Below are 20,076 nucleotides of genomic sequence, written 5' to 3'. Positions count from 1 at the left end.
TTTCGATTGTAAATCATTGCCTTGAATGGATGTAAGATATTACCGCTACTGTGCATGGGGTTGTTTTCGCCATTTTTGTTGGGAGCCATGCGCGCTTGCCCCGCAGGCGGGGGGCGAAGGCCATCCGCGCGGGCTAGCTCAGCAGGAACGACAGCAGCGCCCGCATCTCGGCGGGCTTGATCGGCTTCTTCAGCACTTCGAGGCCGTGGCGGCTCGCGTCCTTCGCGGCCTTTTCGGAGTAGTCGGCCGTGATGATCATGGCCGGCGTGTCGAGCTTCAGATGCTGGCGGACGTCGGCGATGGCCGACAAGCCGCTCTCGCCGTGATCGAGATGGAGGTCGGCGATCACGGCATCGGGTGCGCCGCCGAGCTCGCTGAGGCGCAGCAGCGCATCCGCGGCCGAGCGCGTGGTCGCGACGTCGCAGCCCCATCCTTCCAGCAGCGCGGCCATCGCCTCCGAGCCGTTCGGGTCGTTCTCGATCAGCAGGATCTTGGCGCCTTCGAGCCCGCTATAGCGCCGCTCGGCGAGCTTGACCTCGTGCACCTCGTCGCTGACCTCGGCGAGGTCGGCGGGCTCCAGCTCCAGGGTGAAGGTCGATCCCCGGCCGACCTGCGACGACAGCCGCACCTCGTGCCCGAGCACGGTTGCGAAACGGCGGACGATGGAGAGGCCGAGCCCGAAGCCGGCCTGGTCGGTCGCGGTCGCCTCGCCGCGCTGGAATTCGCGGAAGATTGCCTGCTGCTGCGCCTGTGCAATTCCAGGCCCGGTGTCGGAGACCTGGATGCAGATGTGGTCGCCTCTCAGCCGGCATCCCATGACGACGCCGCCGCTGCGGGTATAGCGGATGGCATTGGCAAGCAGGTTCTGCAGGATCCGCCGCAGCATCATCGCATCCGACCTGACCGCGCGCGGCGAGGTGCGGATGCGCAGGGAAAGACCCTGCCGCGCCGCGACCGGCTCGAATTCGTTGCGGAGCTGTTCGAACAGGGGCGCCAGCGCAATCGCGCGCACGTCGGGCTTGAGCGCGCCGGCGTCGAGCTTTGCGATCTCCAGCAGCGACCGCAGCAAATCCTCCAGCATCAGCAGCGAGCGGTCGGCCTGGTCGATCAGCAGGCCCGCCTCCTGCGATTCCATCATCTCGGTCAGCGCCGACAGCGTCAGGCGCGCCGCGTTCAGCGGCTGCAACAGGTCGTGGGTGACCGAGATCAGCACCGATGATTTCAGCGAGCTTGCGGCTTCGGCCTGCTGCTTGGCGCGGTAGAGCCCTTCATTGGCGCGCTCGACCGAATGCAGCGCCTCGCGCAGCTGGTGAGTCCGGTCGCGAACCTTGTGGTCGAGCGCAATGGCGGTTTCGAACAATGAAAAGGCGTTGAGCTGCTGGTCCATCGAGCGTTCGACGCGCGACATCAGCGCGGCATTGATCTTCTTCAGCTTCGCCGCCTCGCGCCGCAGCTGGTCGACCGCATCGGGGCCCTGCAACATGTCCGTCACGACGGGCGCCTTCCGATCGCAACGCCGGTGAAGGTCTGGTTCACATGCATGGAGCCGAACTGCTCGCCATAGGTATGAAAGCCGACGACACGGTTCTGCCGGTACAGGTCGGACATGTCGCGGGCGAGCTGATGCTGCTCGGCGTCGAGCCGGCGAAGCAGGCACTCGAAGCCGATATAGAGCGAGACGTCTCCGATCTGGTCCCGGATCTCGGCGAAGGTGTCGCGGGTCGAGCCGACCAGGCTGCGCGACGTCGCCGCCGTCAGCACCATGCCCTCGTCGATGGCGCAGAAGAAATGTAAGGATCCGTCCGGCTCGACGCGCTGGATCGACCGCGCGTAATAGGCGCCGCCGACGCGCACCAGCACGGGGTGGGACGCGAAGGAAAATGGATCGAGCTTGGCGTCCAGGATCCCGACCATGCGCGAATATTCCTCGGCCGCGGGCTCCGCGTTCAGCTCCCTGACCGTTCGATTTTCGATGTCGGCTTCGGTGACCACCATCTTCTGCGGGCTCGGCTCGAAATTGTCGCACTTGAAAGCCCGGAACGGCAGCGAGGTGTTCAACAGGATCAGGAGGGCGGCGTTGGTGTGTGCCTTGCCGTCGCAGAACACCCAGGTCTTCTCGAAGCGCATCCCGTCGCCTGCGGACCCGCCGACGACCGGGATGTCGTCGAGCGAGGCATAGATCGCGGACATCACCGCCTCCTCGCGGCGGCACAGGCCGTCGATCAACACCAGGCCGAAGGGATTGCCGCGATCGACTTGCGGGGTGATCCGCAACAGCTCGTGCCGGAGCTCGCCGCCGATCCTGCGGCCGTCCTCGACGCGGAAGCTGTCGAGGTTGAGAATGGGCCGCACCGCGGCCGAGAAGTCGGCACGGCTGAACGCCAGCGCCACGACGCTGTTCTCGTCCCAGCCGTCAGGGGCGAGCTCGCCCGCGGTCGTGCAACCGCAGACCTGAGTCTCGTCGAATTGCCGGGTGATCTCGGCGATGAAGTGATGAGGGTCGTAGCTGGGCGAGAGGAAGACCAGGATCAGCGCCAGCTCGTCGGATGGGAGCTGGGCGGCGAGCTCGGCCACGGCTTCCTCGACGCTCGCAGCCTTCGATTTGGCAACGGCAACGCCAGACGCACCGCCAAACCGAAAATCGGTTTGCCCCACTCCGTTTCTCCCCTCGAGGACCAGCCTGGTCTGACGCCAAGTGCCTGATAAGTGCCCGACAAGTGTTCAAAGAATAAGGCGTTTTCCGGTTAGCCGCAACACGGCGCCGCTCGGCCCGGCAAGGCTGGACGCGCCCGAGGGAGCGGAAACGCTCTCCACCCGGGGTGCAGGCCGGACGGATTTACCACCCCTTGACGTTTCTGCCTTAATTTTCCGCACGCGTTCGGAAAGGGCTGCTTCCGGGCCGCGTGATTGTTGCAAGAACATAGGTTGGGGGTGGGAATGTCCGGGCGTATCGCGTCGCCGTCTAAGCGCACCATATTTCCGACCCTCAGGTTCCGCGCCAAAATCATCCTGGGCTTTGCCGCAGTGCTGGTGATCTCCGCCGGCAGCATGGCTTTCGCCTATTTCGGCTTCGAGCGGGTCTCCTCCGGGGTCGGGTCCTACCGCACCAGCGTTTCGGAGGCCGACCTCGCCCGCAACATCGACCGCGAGCTGCTCGCCTATCGTTCGTCCGCCCGCTACTTCGTCGTCACCGGCAAGGAAGATGACGCCAAGGCGGCGCTGGAAGCCGAGGCCAGCCTGAAGAACGCCATCGACCAGGCGATCAAGGGCGCCAAGCGGCCGGCGCGGCAGGAGAGTCTCAACAAGCTCGCCAAGGAGTTCTCCAACTTCTCCGCGACGTTTGCAAAGATCCTGCAGGCCAAGCGCGACAGCGCGCTGCTGGTCCAGAACCAGCTCCAGCGCAATGCCAACCTCCTGAAGTACAAGCTCGACGATATCGGCAACAACGCCTCCGACGCAGAAGCGCAGGCGATCGAGTTCGGCACCAAGCAGGTCAATGCCCAGTTCCAGACTGCGAGTTCGGCCGCGAGCAATTTCATCCTCAACTCCGATCAGGCGGTGGCGACAAGCGCGCTGGCGCGACTGAAGTTCGTCGAGAACTCGCTGGGCGCGGTCTATTCCATGGACGACAAGATCGTCGCCGGCTTGAAGGATGCGAAGGTGCTGCTCGCGGCCTATCGCGACGCGCTGGAGAAGCTGATCGCCAACGCCAAGATGGTCGATGAGCTCGTGACCGAGATGAGCGGCTCGGCCGGTGCGATCCTGCAAGGCGCGACCGCCATGAAGGCGGACCTCGTCGCCGAGCAGCAGCGGCTGGATACGGAATCGGAAGCGACCATCGGGCAGACCGAGCAACTGGTCCTCATGCTCGCCGTTGGCGGCACGCTGCTCGGCGCGGTCCTCGCCTTCCTGCTCGGCACCGGCATCTCGCGTCCGATGATCGCGATGTGCAAGGCGATGCGCGAACTCGCCTCGGGCAATTTCGACGTCGTGCTGCCGGGCCTCGGCCGCAAGGACGAGATCGGCGAGATGGCCGGCGCGGTCGAGGAGTTCAAGGTTCAGGCCGTCGCCAAGGCCGAGCGCGATGCCGCCGCCAGCGAAGCCCAGAGCCGGGAGCAGGCCGCAAGCCGCCGCTCCGAGCTGATCCGCTTTGCCGACGATTTCGAGAGCGCCGTCGGCGCCATCGTCTCCAACGTCTCGGCCTCGGCCGTGCAGCTCGAATCGGCCGCGTCCACGCTGACCCGTACCGCCGAGACCACGCAGAGCCTGTCGAGCCAGGTCGCCGGCGTCTCCGAGCAGGCCTCCAGCAACATGCAGTCGGTCGCCACCGCGACGGAAGAGCTCTCGGCCTCGGTCGAGGAGATCGGTCGCCAGGTGCGCGATTCCAGCCGCATTGCCGAGGCCGCCGTGGTGCAGGCCAAGGAGACCGATGGTCGCATCGGCAAGCTCTCGCACGCCGCCCAGCAGATCGGCGAAGTGGTCAAGCTCATCACGGCAATCGCCGAGCAGACCAACCTGCTGGCGCTCAATGCCACCATCGAGGCGGCGCGCGCCGGTGAAGCCGGCCGCGGCTTTGCGGTGGTTGCCAGCGAAGTGAAGTCGCTGGCCAGCCAGACGGCGAAGGCCACCGACGAGATTTCCTCCCACATCACGGGCATGCAGGGCGCCACCGCCGAGTCGGTCGCCGCGATCAAGGAGATCGGCGCCACCATCGGCCAGATATCGTCGATCTCGACGTCGATCGCGAGCGCGGTGGAGCAGCAGGGCGCCGCGACGCAGGAGATCGCGCGCAGCGTCCAGACGGTCGCCCAGGGCACCCACGCCGCCGCCACCGACATCGGCGAGGTCAATCGCGGCGCCGCCGAAACCGGCTCGGCTTCGGAGGAGGTGTTGAATTCGGCCAAGACCCTGTCATCCGAAAGCACCCGCCTCCGCGCCGAGCTCGACCGCTTCATGGGGAATATCCGGGCGGCGTAAGGCTCGGACTTCTCCACTCTCTCCGCTGTCGTCCTGGCGAAAGCCAGGACCCATTATCCCAGGGAGCAGTCGTTGCGCGAGCAGCCAGCCGCAAGTCTTCGCCAAACCACGTCCTGTGATAATGGGTCCTGGATCAGCGCTCGCTCCGCTCGCTTGTCCAGGACGACGGCTGATTTTTCGCTGTGCCGTCTAAGCCTCACGCCCTTCCAAACGCCCGCTTCAATTCCACCTTCGCCTGCTCCAGCCGCGCCCGCTGTGTTTTCGGCAGCGTCTTGCCGGCACGGTTGATATAGAACGTCAGCATCGACAGCGCCGAACGATAGGCGCCGGTCTTGCGGCGCGAACTGTGCTCGGCCGAGCGCTTCAGCGAGGCTGCGATCTTCTTCGGACTCGTGAGCGTGAATACGCCGCGCTTGAGATCGAGCGCGTCGCTCTCCTTGGTCACACGTTGCGACCAGCGCTTCGGCGTCGCGCGTTTCGCGCTCTTGCGCACGCTGGTCTTCCTGCTGCGCGCAGCTGTTTTGCGAGAATGTGTCGTCTTTCTGACGTGAGCCATGCGTCAACTCCCTGCGGCTCCTTCGGAAACGGACGGCGTTGGAGGCCGTTCCTGCTGGAACCGGCGCTTGCCGCAGACGTTGTCGCAGGTGGCAGGCGGAATGCCGCACCCCGATGATCGGTTCGCCCCTGGCCACATCATGTGAACCGGGGTCGCTTCCATTGGTCAGACCCAGCAACGCGATGGAATTGCAGCAAAGCCAAGCGCTGAATTATGGACCTGCTGTCTCGGCGGTCGCGACCGATCGCATCATCGAGACCAGTATTCCCTCACGTCTCGACGCGCTGCCGTGGAGCGGCTTTCACACCCGGGTCGTGCTGGCGCTCGGCATCACCTGGATCCTCGACGGGCTCGAGGTGACACTCGCCGGTGCGCTTTCCGGCGCGCTGAAGCAAAGTCCCTCGTTGCAATTCTCCAATCTCGATCTCGGCATTGCCAATTCAGCCTATCTCGCCGGCGCGGTGCTCGGCGCGCTCGGTTTCGGTTGGCTGACCGACCGCATCGGCCGCAAGAAACTGTTCTTCATCACGCTCGCGCTTTATCTCTCCGCGACCGCTGCGACCGCACTGTCGTGGGATATCGCGAGCTACGCGCTGTTTCGTTTTCTCACCGGCGCCGGCATCGGCGGCGAATATACCGCGATCAATTCGACCATCCAGGAGCTGGTGCCGGCGCGCTATCGCGGCTGGACCGATCTCGTCATCAACGGCAGCTTCTGGATCGGCGCGGCCATGGGCGCGGTGGCGGCCATCGTTCTGCTGGATCCCGCCTTGATCGGCCCCGATCTCGGCTGGCGCCTCGCTTATCTCATCGGCGCGAGCATCGGCCTCGTCGTGCTGTTGATGCGGATGTGGATCCCGGAAAGTCCGCGCTGGCTGATGATCCACGGGCGGCCCGATCAGGCCCACGCCATCGTCGACGAGATCGAGCGTTCGGTGATCGGACACGACCAGGATGCGAGCGACCGACGCTTCACCAGGATCCGGCTGAAGATGCGCGATCACACGCCGATTCGCGAGGTCATGCACACGCTGTTCACGGTCTATCGCCAGCGCGCGCTGGTCGGCCTCGTCCTGATGGGCGCGCAGGCTTTCTTCTACAACGCCATCTTCTTCACCTTCGCGCTGGTGCTGACCGATTTCTACGGCATCAGCGCCGATCATGTCGGATGGTATCTGCTTCCCTTCGCCGCCGGCAATTTCCTCGGCCCGCTGCTGCTCGGCCGCCTGTTCGACACGCTCGGACGGCGCGCGATGATCATGTTCACCTATGGCGCGTCGGGCCTGCTGCTGGCGCTGTCGGGCTATCTGTTCTCGATCGGGGCGCTCAGTGCGCAAGGACAGACCATCGCCTGGATGGTGATCTTCTTCTTTGCCTCGCCCGCCGCGAGCGCGGCCTATCTCACGGTCAGCGAGACGTTTCCTTTGGAAGTCCGCGCGCTGGCGATCGCGGTGTTTTACGCGGTCGGCACCGGTATTGGCGGCGTCATCGGCCCGGCGCTGTTCGGCGCGCTGATCGACACGGGATCACGCACAAGCGTGTTCGCCGGCTATTTGCTGGGGGCATTCCTCATGATCGCGGCCGCGATCGTGGCGTGGCGCTACGCCGTCTCCGCGGAACGCAAATCGCTCGAACAAATAGCGCGGCCGCTGGCCTTTATGGAGTAGACTATGAAATCGGAACTTGCGGAAATGGCAGTGGACCAGAAGCGCAGCATGCCCGTTGACGACGATGTGCCGGAAACGGTGCCGGTGCCGCATGCGCTCGTGCCGCATCTCGACGAGACCGCGATCCTGCTCGACATCGACGGCACGCTGCTCGACCTGATGCCGACGCCGCGCGAAGTGTGGGTGCCGCCGGGCCTGTCGGAGACGCTCAAGCGGTTGGTGGAACGCACCTCCGGGGCGCTGGCGCTGGTCAGCGGCCGCTCGCTCAACGACATCGACCTGATCTTCGCGCCCGACGTCTATCGCGCCGTCGCCGGCCACGGTGCGGAGATGCGGCTGTCGGTGGACAATGAAGCGGATGATGTGCACGCGCCGCCGCTGGACAAGGAGTTGAAGCGGCGGCTCGCTGCGATCGCAAAGCTCAGTCCGGGCATTCTGCTCGAGGACAAGGGCTATTCGCTCGCGCTGCACTATCGCCTCGCACCGCATGCGGAGAAGGCGATCTTCGAGGCTGTCTCGCTGATCCGCGCCGATCTGCCCAATGCGCCGATCGAGGTGCTGCCCGGAAAGTTCGTCTGCGAGATCAAGCATTCCGGCTTCACCAAGGCGACCGGCGTGCACGAGTTGATGAAGCACGAACCGTTCAGGGGACGGCGTCCACTGTTCATCGGCGACGACGTCACCGACGAGACTGTGTTCGCGATCATGCCTGACATGAACGGGCTCGCTTTTTCGGTGGGCCGCCGTGCCATGGGTGTGAATGGTCACTTCGATGCGCCGAGCGATGTGCGCGCGTTCCTCGCGCGCCTGCTCGATCCGAGGTGAAACAAAGGCAGCGCCACGCTGCAGACATAAAGGCCGTCGGCGCAGCGCCCTAGCGTACAGCGATGCATGCCGTGCAATAGTACCAAAATGACTGTCTTTGCAGTAGGTTCCGCAAGCGAAACCAGTTCCAACGTGCGCGCCTGACTTTGGTTTCATTTCGTGGAAATGATGACAGGAACCATATTGATGAACGCCAGTTAAACGGGGTGGAATGAACAGGAGGGGACGACCTGTGAACTTAGTCGTCGTTTCGAATCGTGTTGCGCGCGGCAAACCCAACGAGCCCATGACGGGCGGCTTGGCTGCGGCATTGCTTCCCGTTGTGGAACATTCGGGTGCCATCTGGGTGGGGTCTTCCGGCCGCGTGCGTGACGGCCATCAGAAGGAGCCGTTTGCCGAGATCGAGGCGCTGGGTTCGGGCGCGATTGCGACGCTGGATCTGCCGGCGGCGCATTACGGCGGCTATTACGAAGGTTTTGCCAATTCGGCGTTGTGGCCGGCGCTGCATTCGCGCAGCGATCTGATCCGCGTTTCGCGCGAAGACTATGTCAGCTATCGCGAGGTCAACGCCTTCATGGCGCGCGCCTTGATGCGCTTCCGCAAGCCCCGGACCGCATTCTGGGTGCAGGACTATCATTTCCTCGCACTCGGTGCGGAGCTGCGCGATCTCGGCGTCGACGATCCGATCGGCTTCTTCCTGCACACGCCGTGGCCGGTGGCCGCGGTGACGCAGGGCGTGCCCAATCATCGCGAACTGATCACGGCGATGCTCGCCTACGATCTCATTGGCTTCCAGACCGAGGAGGATCGCCAGAATTTCCTTGGTTATGTCGCCGGCGAGCTCGGTCTCGTCATCGATGATGGTGTTGTGCTGTCGCAGCACGGCCGCACCCGCTGTGAAGTCTTCCCCATCGGCATCGATGCGGAGAAGTTCGCGCAGTATGCCGCCAAGTCCGCCTCGCATCCGGATGTGTCGCGGCTGCGCCGCAGCCTCAACGGCGAGCGTCTGGCGATCGGTGTCGACCGGCTCGACTATTCCAAGGGCCTCGTCAACCGCATCAGCGCGTTCGACCGGCTCTGGACCGAGCAGCCGCAATTCTTGCGCAGCATCTCGCTGCTCCAGATCGCCAATCCTTCGCGCGGTGCCATCGAGGCCTATGGCAATCTTCAGAACGAGGTCGCGCGTCTCGTCACCGACGTCAACGGCCGCCACGGCGAGGTGGACTGGACGCCGATCCGCTATCTCAACAAGGGCTTCAGCCAGGCCGTGCTCGCGGGGCTCTATCGCACCGCGCAGATCGGTGTGGTGACGCCGCTGCATGACGGCATGAACCTCGTCGCAAAGGAGTATGTCGCCGCGCAGAACCCGGCCGACCCCGGCGTGCTGGTGCTGTCGAAATTCGCCGGCGCGGCGAATGAGCTCGACACGGCGCTGCTGGTCAATCCGCACGACATCGACGCCATGGCACGCGCGATCGCGATCGCCGCCGCGATGCCGCTCACCGAGCGCAAGATGCGCTGGGACGCGATGATGAAGAAGCTGCGCGGCCATACCATCCAGCAATGGTCCGCCGATTTCGTCGCCGAGCTCGAAAAGTGCCGGATCGAGAAGGCCGCCGTCGCCCCGCTCGCAGCCCAGCCCCCGCAAGCGCTGCGCTGGTTGAAGTCGGCGATCTCGGGCGTGCGGTTGATTTAGCTTCCGTGAAGCTCGCTCTGATCTTCCCCCCTCCCACGAGGGGGGAAGGAAGAGATCGTCAATAGCAATACGACACGCCATCCAGAATCGCGCATTGCCGCTTGTTCGGCGCGTTGGGATCGTCCAGCGGCACCATGCCCTTGCCCTGGCCGACGAACACGCCGGGCCCGACATGCACCGAGCTCTTGTTGCCGATGATCACGCTCGGATGCGGCGACGAACTCGAGCGCGTCCCGTCCGGCCAGATAATGGCATCGCCCGAAAGCACCCCGCGCCGCCCGTCGTCGCAGCTGACGTCAACCCCTTGGCGGGCGCAGACCTGAGCCAGGGCCGGCCCGGCAAAGGCGGAGCCAAGGGCCGAAATCAGGCCCAGTGCGGCGATGGTCTTGCGGATGGTCATGGCGCCCCCGGTCGTGTTTGGCATTCTCAAATGAATCGTCGCGCCAAACCCGTCCTGGGTTCAGCCATCAGGCGGTTCCAAAACAGCCGCCGGCGCCAGATATTGTCGTTTAAATACAACATCTTACGGAAAATTCACCCGATTTTCTCGCGGTCTCTTGCAAAATCGCCGGCGCCCCTTCAAGAGAGGGCGCTCCGGAGAGATGGCCGAGTGGCTTAAGGCGCACGCTTGGAAAGCGTGTGTGCGGGAAACCGTACCGTGGGTTCGAATCCCACTCTCTCCGCCATTTTCTACGCCAAACCACGATTTGGCTCGTTTGAATTCGTTAGCTTGGCCGACTGTACGAAATGGCTGGCCTGACGGAGTTCAATATCATCGTCGCCATCGACAAGGATGAGGGCCTCTCTTCCAACTCGTCGGTTACGGCCAGACCGCGACGCATAGGCGGCCCGGAGTTGGCTGAAATGTCGATGAAATAATGAGCAAGTGGTTTTCACTTCAGCTCGCGTTGCTAGCCGGTGGCGCAGTCCTTGAGTTGCTGCCGAAGCCATTGATGACCGCGATCGTTATCGAATCGGGCGTGCCAAGTGGCGTGCAGCGTAAAGGGCCTCGTATCGAACGGCAGCGGCAGGGATTGCAGGACATCACGGTAGCGGTTGAGGAAACGCTGCGGAAGAGTGCAAACGAGGTCGGTCGACTGTAGCAAGAGCGGCACGACACTGTAGTGCTGAACTGACACGGCGACGCAACGCGTCAGCCCGTCCCTCGCCAGGACATCGTCGATGAAGCCGCGAAAGCCGCCGCCTTCTCCCGAAACGATAATATGCTCCAGGCGCGAATACTCTCTCATCGTGGGCCGCCGCAATCCGCGCGGATGATCCTTACGCTGGGCCATCATGAACCGTTCATCGAGCAGCGGCTGGGACGGCATTCCGCTTGGGACCGCATCTTTCGAAACCAGCGCAACGTCGAGATCTCCCGCCTCGAGCTGGCCAGCCAATTTCATCAAATCGATCGAGCGGAAGGCGAACCGGATTCCCGATAAGCCATCCCGTCGCGAGAACGCGACCAGCCGCGATCCAACAATAGCGGTCGCGTTGTCGTTCGCGCCGATTGTGAAAGTTCGATCCGATTTCTTCGGGTCGAAGCCAGCTGGTGCACCGATAACATCCTGCAGATTCTGCAGTGCCAGTCGCAGAGGTTCCTTGAGCTCGTTTCCCCGAGGGGTGAGGACCATGCCTTTTCCCGAGGCGGCAGGTGTCAGCAACTGATCCTTGAAGATATCGCGAAGCCTGGCCAGTTGGGCGGAAAGTGCCGGTTGGCTAATGCCAAGCCGCGCTGCCGCACGGGTGATGTTCCTCTCATCGAGCATCACCTTGAGCGATGCGAGCAGAGGCATGTCATGAGCCCTGATATTCATCCGGTTTATACCACATATCTCATCTATCGATTTCAAATATCCCATGACGGAGGACATCAACGCAAGCCGGATCATATGGGCCGCGAAAGCGGACAAGATAGTTGGGGGACAGATGAGGAAGCTGCCAAACGCCGGTCCTGCTGCGGCGGAGCCCACCATCGAGTTGCAGCGAAGGGTCATGATCGCAGCGACCGTCGGTACGGTCATCGAGTGGTACGATTTCTTCATGTATATCTCGGTGGCTTCGGCCATCTCGGTTAATTTCTTCTCGCCCGACAATCCCGTTTGGGCCAATGTCTTCGCGCTTCTCACCTTCGGCACGGGCTATCTCGTTCGGCCGTTTGGGGCGCTAGTGTTCGGTCGCATCGGCGACATGATCGGACGCAAGCAAACCTTTCTCACCACGATCCTGATGATGGGATCTTCAACGGTCGCCGTCGGTCTGGTGCCGAGCTATGCGTCGATCGGCCTGTGGGCGCCTTCGATCTTGATCTTGCTGCGAATGATCCAGGGATTGGCTCTTGGCGGCGAGTATGGCGGTGCTGCGACCTACATCGCAGAGCATGCACCGCAAGGCCGCCGCGGCTGGTTAACGTCCTGGCTGCAAACCTCCGCACCGATCGGCTTCGCTCTCTCGATGCTATCCGTGTATCTCATGCGCGCCAGCATGACGCCCGAGGCATTCAATGACTGGGGCTGGCGCATCCTGTTCATCAGTTCGGTGTTGCCGCTCGCGATCTCGGTCTGGATTCGGTTGAAGCTGCAGGAATCGCCGCTCTTCCTCAAAATGAAGAATGAGGGGACGCTCTCGAAGTCTCCGATCTACGACACGCTCCGGGCGTTGCCGAACCTGAAGCGCGTGCTGATTGCGATGTTTGCGATGGTCGTCCCCCAGAGCGTGCTGCTGGTCGGTGCTCAGATCTATTCTCTGGTGTTTCTCACGGGCACGGCCAAGGTCGATCCGCAGATCGCTAGTCTCCTGGTCGGTGCGGCACTGATGTTGACGCTGCCGGTGATGATCTTCTTCGGCTGGTTGAGCGACCGCTACGGCACCAAGATATTCATCCTGGCTGCCTGCGTCATTGGCACGTTCACCTACCTCCCGCTCTACAAGGCACTCATCTTCTATGCCAACCCTGCGCTCCATGCCGCGCAGGCGGCCGTACCCGTAACCGTCGCGGTGGATTCATCGGAGTGCTCCTTCCAATTCAACCCGATCGGAACGGCGAAGTTCACCACAGGGTGCGATATGGCCAAGAACGCCTTGATCCGGTTCGGCGCTCCCTATTTGACTAGGTCCGAAGCAAAAGGGGCGGTCGCGACGGTTTTCGTTGGCAGCAAGCCAATCCCGGTTGGCGCCGCAGGGCAGGCTCCGGATGTCGCGGCGTTCACCGCCAAGTTGAAGCATGCGCTTGAGGAGGCCGGATATCCGAGCCGTGCCGATCCAAGTGCGATGAATTTCGGAATGATCATACTCGTGTTGGCGGCGCTGAGCACGGTTGCCGGCATGATCTTCGGTCCGCTGGCATCGGCGATGACCGATCTGTTTCCGCCCCAGGTGCGTTACACGTCGGTCTCGTTCAGCTATCACGTGGGCAACGGCTATTTCGGCGGCCTCTTGCCGGCGATCGCCGCGGCACTCCAGATCTCCAGCGGCGATATATACGCCGGTCTGTACTACGTGATGGTCATTTCGGCGATCTCGTTCTTTCTCGGCTTGTTCTGGCTGCAATCGGCGCCGGCAGCGGCCAAGGTCGAGTCAGTCGCGACTGCCACGGCCTAGCGGTCACGCTTCAATCTGCACAAGCAAGAAAGTCTGGTTCACATGACCGCAATGCACGCGATCGGCAACGTTGCCATTCGTCAGGTTGTCGAGATCCGAGGTCCGGGTTTCACCCCGGACTTCCTCTTCCCGGATTGGGATCAGTCGGTTCTGGCGAAGCACCGAGCGCTGATGATCCCGGATTGCTTCGACGAGGCGGGGGGGCGCTTCATCGCGAGCATCCACACCTGGGTTCTGAAGACGCAGCACCATACGATCCTGATCGACAGCTGCGCAGGCAACGACAAGAACCGTCCGATGCTGCCGCGCTTTCATCAGTTGAATCTGCCTTTCCTCGCCCGGCTGGCGGAAGCCGGCGTCTCACCTGAACAGGTCGACTATGTCTGCTGTACCCACCTGCACGCGGATCATTGCGGCTGGAACACGCGGCTCCTCAACGGCCGCTGGGTGCCGACATTCCCGAATGCCAAGTACGTCTTCTCCAAGGCCGAGTACGATCATTGGTCCGGCCCGGCTGGCAAGGAAGGCTTCAGCGCCGGCGTATTCGAGGACAGCGTTCTTCCTGTTATCCAGAGCGGACAGGCCGAGATCGTCGATGGCGAGGCTGCGATCGGGGACGGTCTTACGTTCCATCCGACCCCGGGGCACAGCCCTGGTCACGTCGCTATCCAGCTTTCTGACCAGGGACAGAAGGCGCTCTTCAGCGGCGACATCATGCATCAGCCGCTTCAGATCTATCGTCCGGACTGGAACAGCGCGTTTTGTGAGGACGCGGAGCGCGCACGCGCATCGCGCCGCTGGCTTCTCGAACGGGCTGCGGAAGATCGCTCGACCGTTTTCACGGCTCATTTCGCCAACACGTCAGCCGGACACGTCACACGTAGCGGCGACAGGTTCGACTGGCGGTTCGTGTAACCTGAGGGGACACCGAGATGCATAAATCGATTACCGACGCCATCATCAGCGAAGAGATGATGATCCCGAGCGACACCGCAGGGATCGAACTCTTCGTTCGCAACAAGCGACGGTCCGACTTGGTCCGGTTCTCTGCCGACAAGACGGTCTTGTTCGTCGCGGGATCGACCTATCCGGCGTCGACTTCGTTCGACCTTCGCCTGGACGGCTTGTCCTGGATGGATCATCTGGCCCAGGAGGGCTATGACGTCTATCTCGTCGATGTCCGCGGCTATGGTGGGTCGACCCGTCCGCCTGAAATGGAAGAACCGGCGTCCAACAATCAGCCAATCGTGCGCACACCCGTCGCTGTGCGTGACGTCGGCAGTGCTGCTACGCTTATCCGGTCGCGGCGAGGGGTCGACAAGATCAACCTGATCGGGTGGTCGTGGGGGACGACGCTGATGTCACGCTACGCCTCGGAGAACCTGGCGCACGTCAACAAGCTTGTTCTGATCGCGCCGCAGTGGCTCCGGACGACCCCGAGCGCGGCTGATTCCGGCGGCGCCCTCGGCGCCTATCGCATCGTCGAGCGCTCGGCGGCCAAGAGCCGTTGGCTCAACGGCGTTCCCGATGACAAGAAGGACGCGATATTGCCGCCAGCCTGGTTCGATGCGTGGGCGGAGACAACTTTTGCTAAAACAGGACTCGGGCCGGACAAGCTGCGGGCGCCGAACGGAACGGTTCAGGACAGCCGAGAATATTGGGCATCTGGCAAGCCGCTTTATGATCCTTCCTCGCTCACGGTGCCGGTCCTGATCGTCCATGCCGACCTGGATCGCGACTGCCCAATGGATATGGCGCAAACGGTGTTCAGCAAGCTCTCGGCGGCGCCATATCGCCGCTGGATCGAGATCGGCGAGGGCACGCACTCGGTATTCATGGAGAAGAATCGCTGGCAGGTCTTCGCTGCTGTCGACGGTTTCCTTGGGGAACGGCCTGCAGCCTAAAGAGGGCATGCCGCGATTGCCCAGCTCCCGAAATGGCAAGCTTAACGGCGTGGCCCCTGACGCGAACCTCGATCTCTTGTTCTCCCCGAGGCACTGGCGTCACGGCTGCTGGTCATGCCACATGGGATGAAGCTCCGGACACTGCTTTATCTCTCAAAGGGGATTGACTGACACTCTCTCCGCCAGATCTTATGGCGACTCGTCCTCTCAGGCGCCGTAAAGGCGCAAATTTCCATCATTGGTGATCAGCCGGACCTGCACGTCTGGCCGCGTGGCCGCGATGTCGCCAATCTGCGACGCAGGCATCAGGCTGAAGGCGGTCGAGAGCGCATCCGCCTCGGTGGCGGTCGGCGCGATGACGCTGACGGTCCGATAGAGCGCAGGGCTCCGTCCCGTCCGGGGATCGAATAGATGCGTGAACCGGCCCGCCGGATCGAAGCGGAAGCCCGCGCCCGCGGTGGTCGCGACCGCCCGATCAATGAGGTCGATGGTTTCCGTGAGCGCGCCGGCTCGGTCCGGATCGGAAAGGCCGACGCGCCACGGCGTCCCGTCCGCGCGCGCTCCGAGCGCGCGTATCTCTCCCATGTTGACGAGGGTCGTCGACAACCCGCGGGCGCGCAAGACATCCACGACACGGTCGGTGGCGTATCCTTGGGCGATGCCGTTCAGGGTGATCGCAGCGCCATGTCTGAGGAGCGCCACAAGCTTTTCGCTTACGCGCAGGCCGCTGCTGCCCACCTTCGCGAGCGCCTCCGCCAGCTTCCCGGCCGGCGGACCGCCGGGATCCGGATTCTCCGACGAAAAGTGTGCGGCATAGAGCTGCCAGAGCGGCTGGACGGTGGGATCGAAGGTGCCGCCGGTAAGGTCGGAGAATTGCAGCGAGGCCTTGAGCAGCGCGACCATGTCGGGCTCCGGTGCGACAAGGATGCCACTCCGGTTGAGGGCACAAATGGCGGAATCCGCCCGGTACAGGCTGAACTGCCCTTCGAGTCGTCTTACCTCAGTCAGGCAATCCTGAATGATCCTTTCCGCCTCCTCCCGATCGGGATGGAAGATATCGATCGACACCTGCGCGCCGAGCGCCGATCCGCGCCAACGCACTGCCCCGGTCGAGGACGCGTGTCCTCCGCCGGAAAGAAACGCCGAGCCTGCGGTCGCGGCTGCGATGGTGATCATGCGCCGGCGCGTGAGATTTGCTGGTGCCATCGGAAGCCTCGTCAGTTGGTCCGGGCGCTGGGGCGTTCATGCCCGGTTTGATCGACGGCGGCGCTGTCGCTGCCGAGCACGTAGCCGCTCGGAACGTCCGCAAACGTGACGACCTTGCCGCCATTGGCGGCGGTGAAGGCGTCCGCCGCGGCACGATTGCCGAAAGGCACAGCCTCGGCGGCCCCCATTCCGCCCTGCTTGCGGCTCTCGATGACGAAGAACGCCTTTTTGGCGTCGATCCAGTTGGTCGCTCCCGGCTCCTCCCAACTGGGCGCGCGCGCCATGTCGGACACGTAGATCGCGCGGATGTCACGGGGCTGATCCGGCATCAGAGTGAAGGCCACGGTGTCGCGCACCGAGGTGAACCAGTACGGGTCGATGCGGCTCGCCGTGATGATCTGCCCTTTGGGGCCAGGGTGTTCGAGCACGTTCATGCCGCAGAAGACCCCCATTGCATCGCTGTTGAGCGCCGCGGGCGGCGGCATGACGGCATCGCTTCCGTCCCGATTGCAGCCGGCGAGGACCAGCGCGACGATCATGCACAGAATCCGCAGGATCATAGCTCCCTCCGAGCGAAGAAGGCGGCCGCAAGCCCGAGCGGCGCGACGACCCAGGCGGTCAGTCCCGTCAACAGCGCGCCGACGCTGGTCGTCGCGGTGCCGGCGAGCCCTGCCATCCCGGAAAACTGGCTGACGTTAAAGCCGGTCAGGTTCGTCATCCGGTACAGGTCCGTCGGATTGAGGAACAGCAGCGCTTCGAGAACGGGTGCGGAGACGATGTTCCCCTGATCGACGACCAGCACGCCGAGCAGTGCCATGTCGAATACCAGCACCATCAGCAGCCAGACTCCCACCGAGATGCCGGCGGCGGTGCCGCGGTCCCGGACCAGGCTGCTGATCAGATAACCGACCGCGACAAAGACCGCCCCGAGCATGACCGAGGTTCCGAGCATCGAGGCGAAGGCATACCAGCTCGCGGCGAGCACCGAGGCGCCGGTCGTCGCGAGGGCAGCGGCCGCGGCGCCGTAGCCGATCACTGTCGCGAAGGCGAGGATCAGGACGTGGCCGCAGAATTTGCCGAGGATCACCTGGCCTCGGCCCACCGGATAACTCAGGAGCAGCGTCATGGTGCCGCGTTCCATCTCGCCGACCACGGCGTCGTGCGAGATCAAGAGGGCGATCAGCGGAAGCAGGAAGATCGTCAGGCTCGACAGGCTGACGACGACGACGTCGAGCGCCCCCGCGCCGACATTGCCGGTGGGTGCGCTTCCCAGGAACGTCAGCGACAAGGCCAGCGCGGCCAAAAGGAGCGTGGTTGCCAGGACCCAGCGGTTCCGTAACCCTTCCTGGATCTCCTTGGCGGCTATGATGACGATCGTTCTCACGCAGCACTCTCCTGCGAATTTAGGAAATGCGCATAGAGCTCATCGAGGGTCGGCGCCGCGATCTCGATGTTGATGACGCCGGGATCTCTGGCCGCAGCGCGCAGCACGTCCATTTTGCGCGCCTCGTCGGGCACCAGCAGCATGCGTCCGCGCGGGGTCGCGACACTTGCGCCGTTCATCCACGCTGCGGGAACGCCGGCGCCCGGCGCAAAGTCGACCGAAACCCGGATCGGGAGTTGCGAGATCGAGCGCAGTTCCGACAGGGTGCCCTGCGCGGCGAGGAGCCCGCGGTTCATGATGAGGACATGCTCGGCGCGATCCTCGAGTTCGTTCAGCGCGTGGGACGAGATCAGCACAGTGGCGCCGTCGTCGCGGAGTTCGTTCAGGATCTCATAGAAGGTCTGCCGTAGCGCGGGATCCAGTCCCGTCGTCGGCTCGTCGAGCAGGAGCACCCGGGGCCGGCCGAGCAGCGCCTGCGCCAATCCGAGGCGCTGGCGCATGCCCTTCGAATAGGTCCCGACCCGGCGGTCGGCCGCATCGGTCAGTCCGACGCGATCGAGAAAGGCCCACGCTTTCGACGGTTTGACGTGCTTCAGCCGCGCGTAAAATGTCAGCGTTTCTCGCCCGGTGAGTGCTGCGTTGAAGGCAACGTTTTCCGGAAGATATCCAAGCTGCCGTCGTGCCGAAAATTCACCGGCGGCCGGATCCTCGTCGAGGACGCGGATGGATCCCTGATCCGGACGGATCAATCCCAGCATCAGCTTGATCAGTGTGGTCTTGCCGGCGCCGTTGTGGCCGACCAGCGCGCTGAGCCGTCCCGGGGCGAGATCGAACGAGACGTCGCGCAGTGCGCGCACCGTGCGGTAGTTCTTCACGACACCAGTCACGGAAACGGTAGCGCTCATCTTCCGCCCTCCTTGCCCGACGGCCGCGGCGGTGGAGCGATCAAGGGGTGGCTGTCGATGACGCCGCCCGGGTAGAGCGCCGGAAACTGAGCCTGGGCCCACCGCAGCACTTGCACCGCAGGGCTGTTGATCAGCACCTTGGCGGAGGGCGCCGTCCACAGCACCCGATCGACGAGATCGTTGGGTCGGTAGGCGGTGTCGGCGATGCCGTCACCGTCGAGATCGAAGGCGGGATTGTCGCTCCAATAATTGCCGCGGCCGCCCTTGGACCAGTCGAGGTTGCGCGTACCGACATATTTGACCTGGTTCCGATTGCCGACGAAGGCGTTTCCGGTGATCTCGTTGCCTTCGGATCCGGCCGTGAAATGAACGCCGATGGCGCAGCGTTCGAACCAGTTGTTCCGGAACCGGTTGTGGTTCGTGTTGTAGATGAACACGCACTTCTCCGGGCCGCTTCGCAAGCTCTGCTCGCGCTTCGTGTCCGGGATCATGCCTCGCTCGTCGTCCGGCCCCTCTTCGCTCCCGACGGACACCGTATCCAATAGTCCGCCCGTCACCCTGTTTCCGTCGATCTCGGCGTAGTTGGCGTAGTTGAACAGGAGGCCGTGATCGCGATCGCGATCGGAGATGTTGTCGCGGATGATCAGCCGGTTCGAGTACATGATGGCGTAGCCGACATGATTTCCGATCGAGACGTTGCCGCTGACTTCGCTGTCGTTGGTGTACATGTAGTGGACCGCGAAGCGAACCTGTTCGAAGCGGTTGCCGACGAAGCGGTCCTTGCGGCTGGAAATGGTAAAGATACCGTCGCGGCCATAGCGGAAGGTGTTGTCCGCAATGGTGACTTCGGGAGCGTTCCAGAGCGAGACGCCGTTGCCGGCCTCGCTGAGGCGATGGCCGCGAAGCCCTTCGATCAAGTTGTTGGCCACCCGCGATCCGGTCGCTCCGTGCACGTAGACGCCGAACAGGTTTCCCACCAGGCGGTTGTTCTCGATGGTCGCGCGTTCGGCGGTCTTCTGGAGAAAGACCCCGGAATTCATCGCCTGCAGGTCGCGCCCCGACCCCCGGATGGTCACGCCGCGGACCGTTACATCGGGCGCGGTCACCGTGACGACGTTGCCGGAGCCCCCGCCGTCCAGCACGGCGCCGGGACGTCCGGTCAGGGCAAGAGGGCGATCGATGCGGATCGAGCCGTTGTAGTCCCCTGGAGCGAGTTCGACGACGTCACCGTCGCGGGCACGATCCAGCAACGCCTGCAGCGGTTGCCCCGGCACAGCAGTCAGCGTCTCCGCGCTGGCGAAGCCGGACAATCCGGCGGCGACGAGCGCCGCCGGAAGCATGCGTGACGGAAGA

General features: G+C 63.6%; 17 protein-coding genes and 1 tRNA gene. 8 read left to right on the top strand and 10 right to left on the bottom strand.

Going from position 1 to position 20,076, the window contains the following annotated elements; all coding sequences use genetic code 11:
* Positions 1-133 precede the first annotated feature (133 nt).
* Positions 134-1,483, bottom strand: coding sequence for a hybrid sensor histidine kinase/response regulator (locus tag WN73_RS32920; RefSeq protein ID WP_039186348.1), 1,350 nt, complete (start codon positions 1,481-1,483; stop codon positions 134-136).
* Between the two features lie 5 nt (positions 1,484-1,488).
* A complete protein-coding gene (locus WN73_RS32915; protein ID WP_028175646.1) occupies positions 1,489-2,655 on the bottom strand; it encodes an FIST N-terminal domain-containing protein in 1,167 nt (388 codons plus the stop codon).
* A 282-nt stretch (positions 2,656-2,937) separates the two neighbouring features.
* On the opposite strand from WN73_RS32915, the gene WN73_RS32910 reads away from it, so the two are divergent.
* Entirely contained in the window at positions 2,938-4,977 is a 2,040-nt protein-coding gene (locus WN73_RS32910) for a methyl-accepting chemotaxis protein (protein ID WP_271556298.1), read from the top strand.
* 196 nt (positions 4,978-5,173) lie between these two features.
* Here WN73_RS32910 and WN73_RS32905 read toward each other — a convergent pair whose 3' ends face one another.
* Positions 5,174-5,533, bottom strand: a complete 360-nt coding sequence (locus WN73_RS32905; RefSeq protein WP_074076407.1) for a DUF3175 domain-containing protein — start codon at positions 5,531-5,533, stop codon at positions 5,174-5,176.
* A 182-nt stretch (positions 5,534-5,715) separates the two neighbouring features.
* Between WN73_RS32905 and WN73_RS32900 the strand changes: the two genes are divergently transcribed.
* From WN73_RS32900 to WN73_RS32890, 3 genes are all read left to right on the top strand, one after another.
* Complete coding sequence (locus WN73_RS32900; protein WP_028175325.1) at positions 5,716-7,200, top strand: MFS transporter; 1,485 nt, start codon at positions 5,716-5,718, stop codon at positions 7,198-7,200.
* A 3-nt stretch (positions 7,201-7,203) separates the two neighbouring features.
* Entirely contained in the window at positions 7,204-8,025 is an 822-nt protein-coding gene (otsB, locus tag WN73_RS32895; protein WP_028175324.1) for a trehalose-phosphatase, read from the top strand.
* 232 nt (positions 8,026-8,257) lie between these two features.
* A complete protein-coding gene (locus tag WN73_RS32890; RefSeq protein ID WP_028175323.1) occupies positions 8,258-9,721 on the top strand; it encodes a trehalose-6-phosphate synthase in 1,464 nt (487 codons plus the stop codon).
* A 58-nt stretch (positions 9,722-9,779) separates the two neighbouring features.
* Here WN73_RS32890 and WN73_RS32885 read toward each other — a convergent pair whose 3' ends face one another.
* Positions 9,780-10,121 carry a hypothetical protein gene (locus tag WN73_RS32885; RefSeq protein ID WP_028175322.1) on the bottom strand — a complete coding sequence of 114 codons (342 nt, stop codon included), beginning with the start codon at positions 10,119-10,121 and terminating at the stop codon, positions 9,780-9,782.
* Between the two features lie 196 nt (positions 10,122-10,317).
* Here WN73_RS32885 and WN73_RS32880 point away from each other — a divergent pair.
* A tRNA-Ser gene (locus WN73_RS32880) sits at positions 10,318-10,407 on the top strand.
* Between the two features lie 225 nt (positions 10,408-10,632).
* Here WN73_RS32880 and WN73_RS32875 read toward each other — a convergent pair.
* On the bottom strand, positions 10,633-11,520 hold the full coding sequence (locus WN73_RS32875) for a LysR family transcriptional regulator (protein WP_271556297.1): 888 nt from the start codon (positions 11,518-11,520) through the stop codon (positions 10,633-10,635).
* Positions 11,521-11,584: 64 nt separating this feature from the next.
* Between WN73_RS32875 and WN73_RS32870 the strand changes: the two genes are divergently transcribed.
* From WN73_RS32870 to WN73_RS32860, 3 genes are read left to right on the top strand one after another with little or no spacing between them, the layout of a single operon-like run.
* Positions 11,585-13,324: an MFS transporter gene (locus WN73_RS32870; protein ID WP_271556296.1), complete on the top strand. Its 1,740-nt coding sequence runs from the start codon at positions 11,585-11,587 to the stop codon at positions 13,322-13,324.
* A gap of 42 nt (positions 13,325-13,366) precedes the next feature.
* Positions 13,367-14,239, top strand: a complete 873-nt coding sequence (locus WN73_RS32865) for an MBL fold metallo-hydrolase (RefSeq protein WP_186363038.1) — start codon at positions 13,367-13,369, stop codon at positions 14,237-14,239.
* A 17-nt stretch (positions 14,240-14,256) separates the two neighbouring features.
* A complete protein-coding gene (locus WN73_RS32860; protein ID WP_028175319.1) occupies positions 14,257-15,228 on the top strand; it encodes an alpha/beta hydrolase in 972 nt (323 codons plus the stop codon).
* Between the two features lie 207 nt (positions 15,229-15,435).
* On the opposite strand, the gene WN73_RS32855 is transcribed toward WN73_RS32860, so the two are convergent.
* From WN73_RS32855 to WN73_RS32835, 5 genes are read right to left on the bottom strand one after another with little or no spacing between them, the layout of a single operon-like run.
* Positions 15,436-16,434, bottom strand: a complete 999-nt coding sequence (locus WN73_RS32855) for an FAD:protein FMN transferase (protein ID WP_011083152.1) — start codon at positions 16,432-16,434, stop codon at positions 15,436-15,438.
* Between the two features lie 11 nt (positions 16,435-16,445).
* The gene (locus WN73_RS32850; RefSeq protein WP_011083151.1) at positions 16,446-16,994 is read right to left on the bottom strand and encodes a nitrous oxide reductase accessory protein NosL; all 549 of its coding nucleotides are present in this window, start codon (positions 16,992-16,994) and stop codon (positions 16,446-16,448) included.
* Entirely contained in the window at positions 16,991-17,818 is an 828-nt protein-coding gene (locus WN73_RS32845; RefSeq protein ID WP_011083150.1) for an ABC transporter permease subunit, read from the bottom strand. The genes WN73_RS32850 and WN73_RS32845 overlap by 4 nt, the downstream gene beginning before the upstream one ends.
* Entirely contained in the window at positions 17,815-18,723 is a 909-nt protein-coding gene (locus tag WN73_RS32840) for an ABC transporter ATP-binding protein (protein ID WP_028175318.1), read from the bottom strand. Before WN73_RS32840 ends, WN73_RS32845 begins: the two co-directional genes overlap by 4 nt.
* Positions 18,720-20,063, bottom strand: coding sequence for a nitrous oxide reductase family maturation protein NosD (locus tag WN73_RS32835; RefSeq protein ID WP_039186341.1), 1,344 nt, complete (start codon positions 20,061-20,063; stop codon positions 18,720-18,722). The genes WN73_RS32840 and WN73_RS32835 overlap by 4 nt, the downstream gene beginning before the upstream one ends.
* Positions 20,064-20,076 lie beyond the last annotated feature (13 nt).

The sequence above is a fragment of the Bradyrhizobium sp. CCBAU 45394 genome (assembly GCF_028128655.1).
In the GTDB taxonomy this organism is placed as follows: Bacteria; Pseudomonadota; Alphaproteobacteria; order Rhizobiales; family Xanthobacteraceae; genus Bradyrhizobium; species Bradyrhizobium diazoefficiens.
This window is presented reverse-complemented; position numbering and strand designations above follow the sequence as displayed.

What these genes read in the sequence shown, in the direction of transcription:
- WN73_RS32870 (WP_271556296.1), top strand. Translation starts at nt 11,585, where the DNA reads ATGACGGAGGACATCAACGCAAGCCGGATCATATGGGCCGCGAAAGCG.
- WN73_RS32905 (WP_074076407.1), bottom strand. Translation starts at nt 5,533, where the DNA reads ATGGCTCACGTCAGAAAGACGACACATTCTCGCAAAACAGCTGCGCGC.
- WN73_RS32910 (WP_271556298.1), top strand. Translation starts at nt 2,938, where the DNA reads ATGTCCGGGCGTATCGCGTCGCCGTCTAAGCGCACCATATTTCCGACC.
- otsB (WP_028175324.1), top strand. Translation starts at nt 7,204, where the DNA reads ATGAAATCGGAACTTGCGGAAATGGCAGTGGACCAGAAGCGCAGCATG.
- WN73_RS32860 (WP_028175319.1), top strand. Translation starts at nt 14,257, where the DNA reads ATGCATAAATCGATTACCGACGCCATCATCAGCGAAGAGATGATGATC.
- WN73_RS32840 (WP_028175318.1), bottom strand. Translation starts at nt 18,723, where the DNA reads ATGAGCGCTACCGTTTCCGTGACTGGTGTCGTGAAGAACTACCGCACG.
- WN73_RS32855 (WP_011083152.1), bottom strand. Translation starts at nt 16,434, where the DNA reads ATGGCACCAGCAAATCTCACGCGCCGGCGCATGATCACCATCGCAGCC.
- WN73_RS32900 (WP_028175325.1), top strand. Translation starts at nt 5,716, where the DNA reads ATGGAATTGCAGCAAAGCCAAGCGCTGAATTATGGACCTGCTGTCTCG.
- WN73_RS32885 (WP_028175322.1), bottom strand. Translation starts at nt 10,121, where the DNA reads ATGACCATCCGCAAGACCATCGCCGCACTGGGCCTGATTTCGGCCCTT.
- WN73_RS32865 (WP_186363038.1), top strand. Translation starts at nt 13,367, where the DNA reads ATGACCGCAATGCACGCGATCGGCAACGTTGCCATTCGTCAGGTTGTC.
- WN73_RS32875 (WP_271556297.1), bottom strand. Translation starts at nt 11,520, where the DNA reads ATGCCTCTGCTCGCATCGCTCAAGGTGATGCTCGATGAGAGGAACATC.
- WN73_RS32920 (WP_039186348.1), bottom strand. Translation starts at nt 1,483, where the DNA reads ATGTTGCAGGGCCCCGATGCGGTCGACCAGCTGCGGCGCGAGGCGGCG.
- WN73_RS32850 (WP_011083151.1), bottom strand. Translation starts at nt 16,994, where the DNA reads ATGATCCTGCGGATTCTGTGCATGATCGTCGCGCTGGTCCTCGCCGGC.
- WN73_RS32835 (WP_039186341.1), bottom strand. Translation starts at nt 20,063, where the DNA reads ATGCTTCCGGCGGCGCTCGTCGCCGCCGGATTGTCCGGCTTCGCCAGC.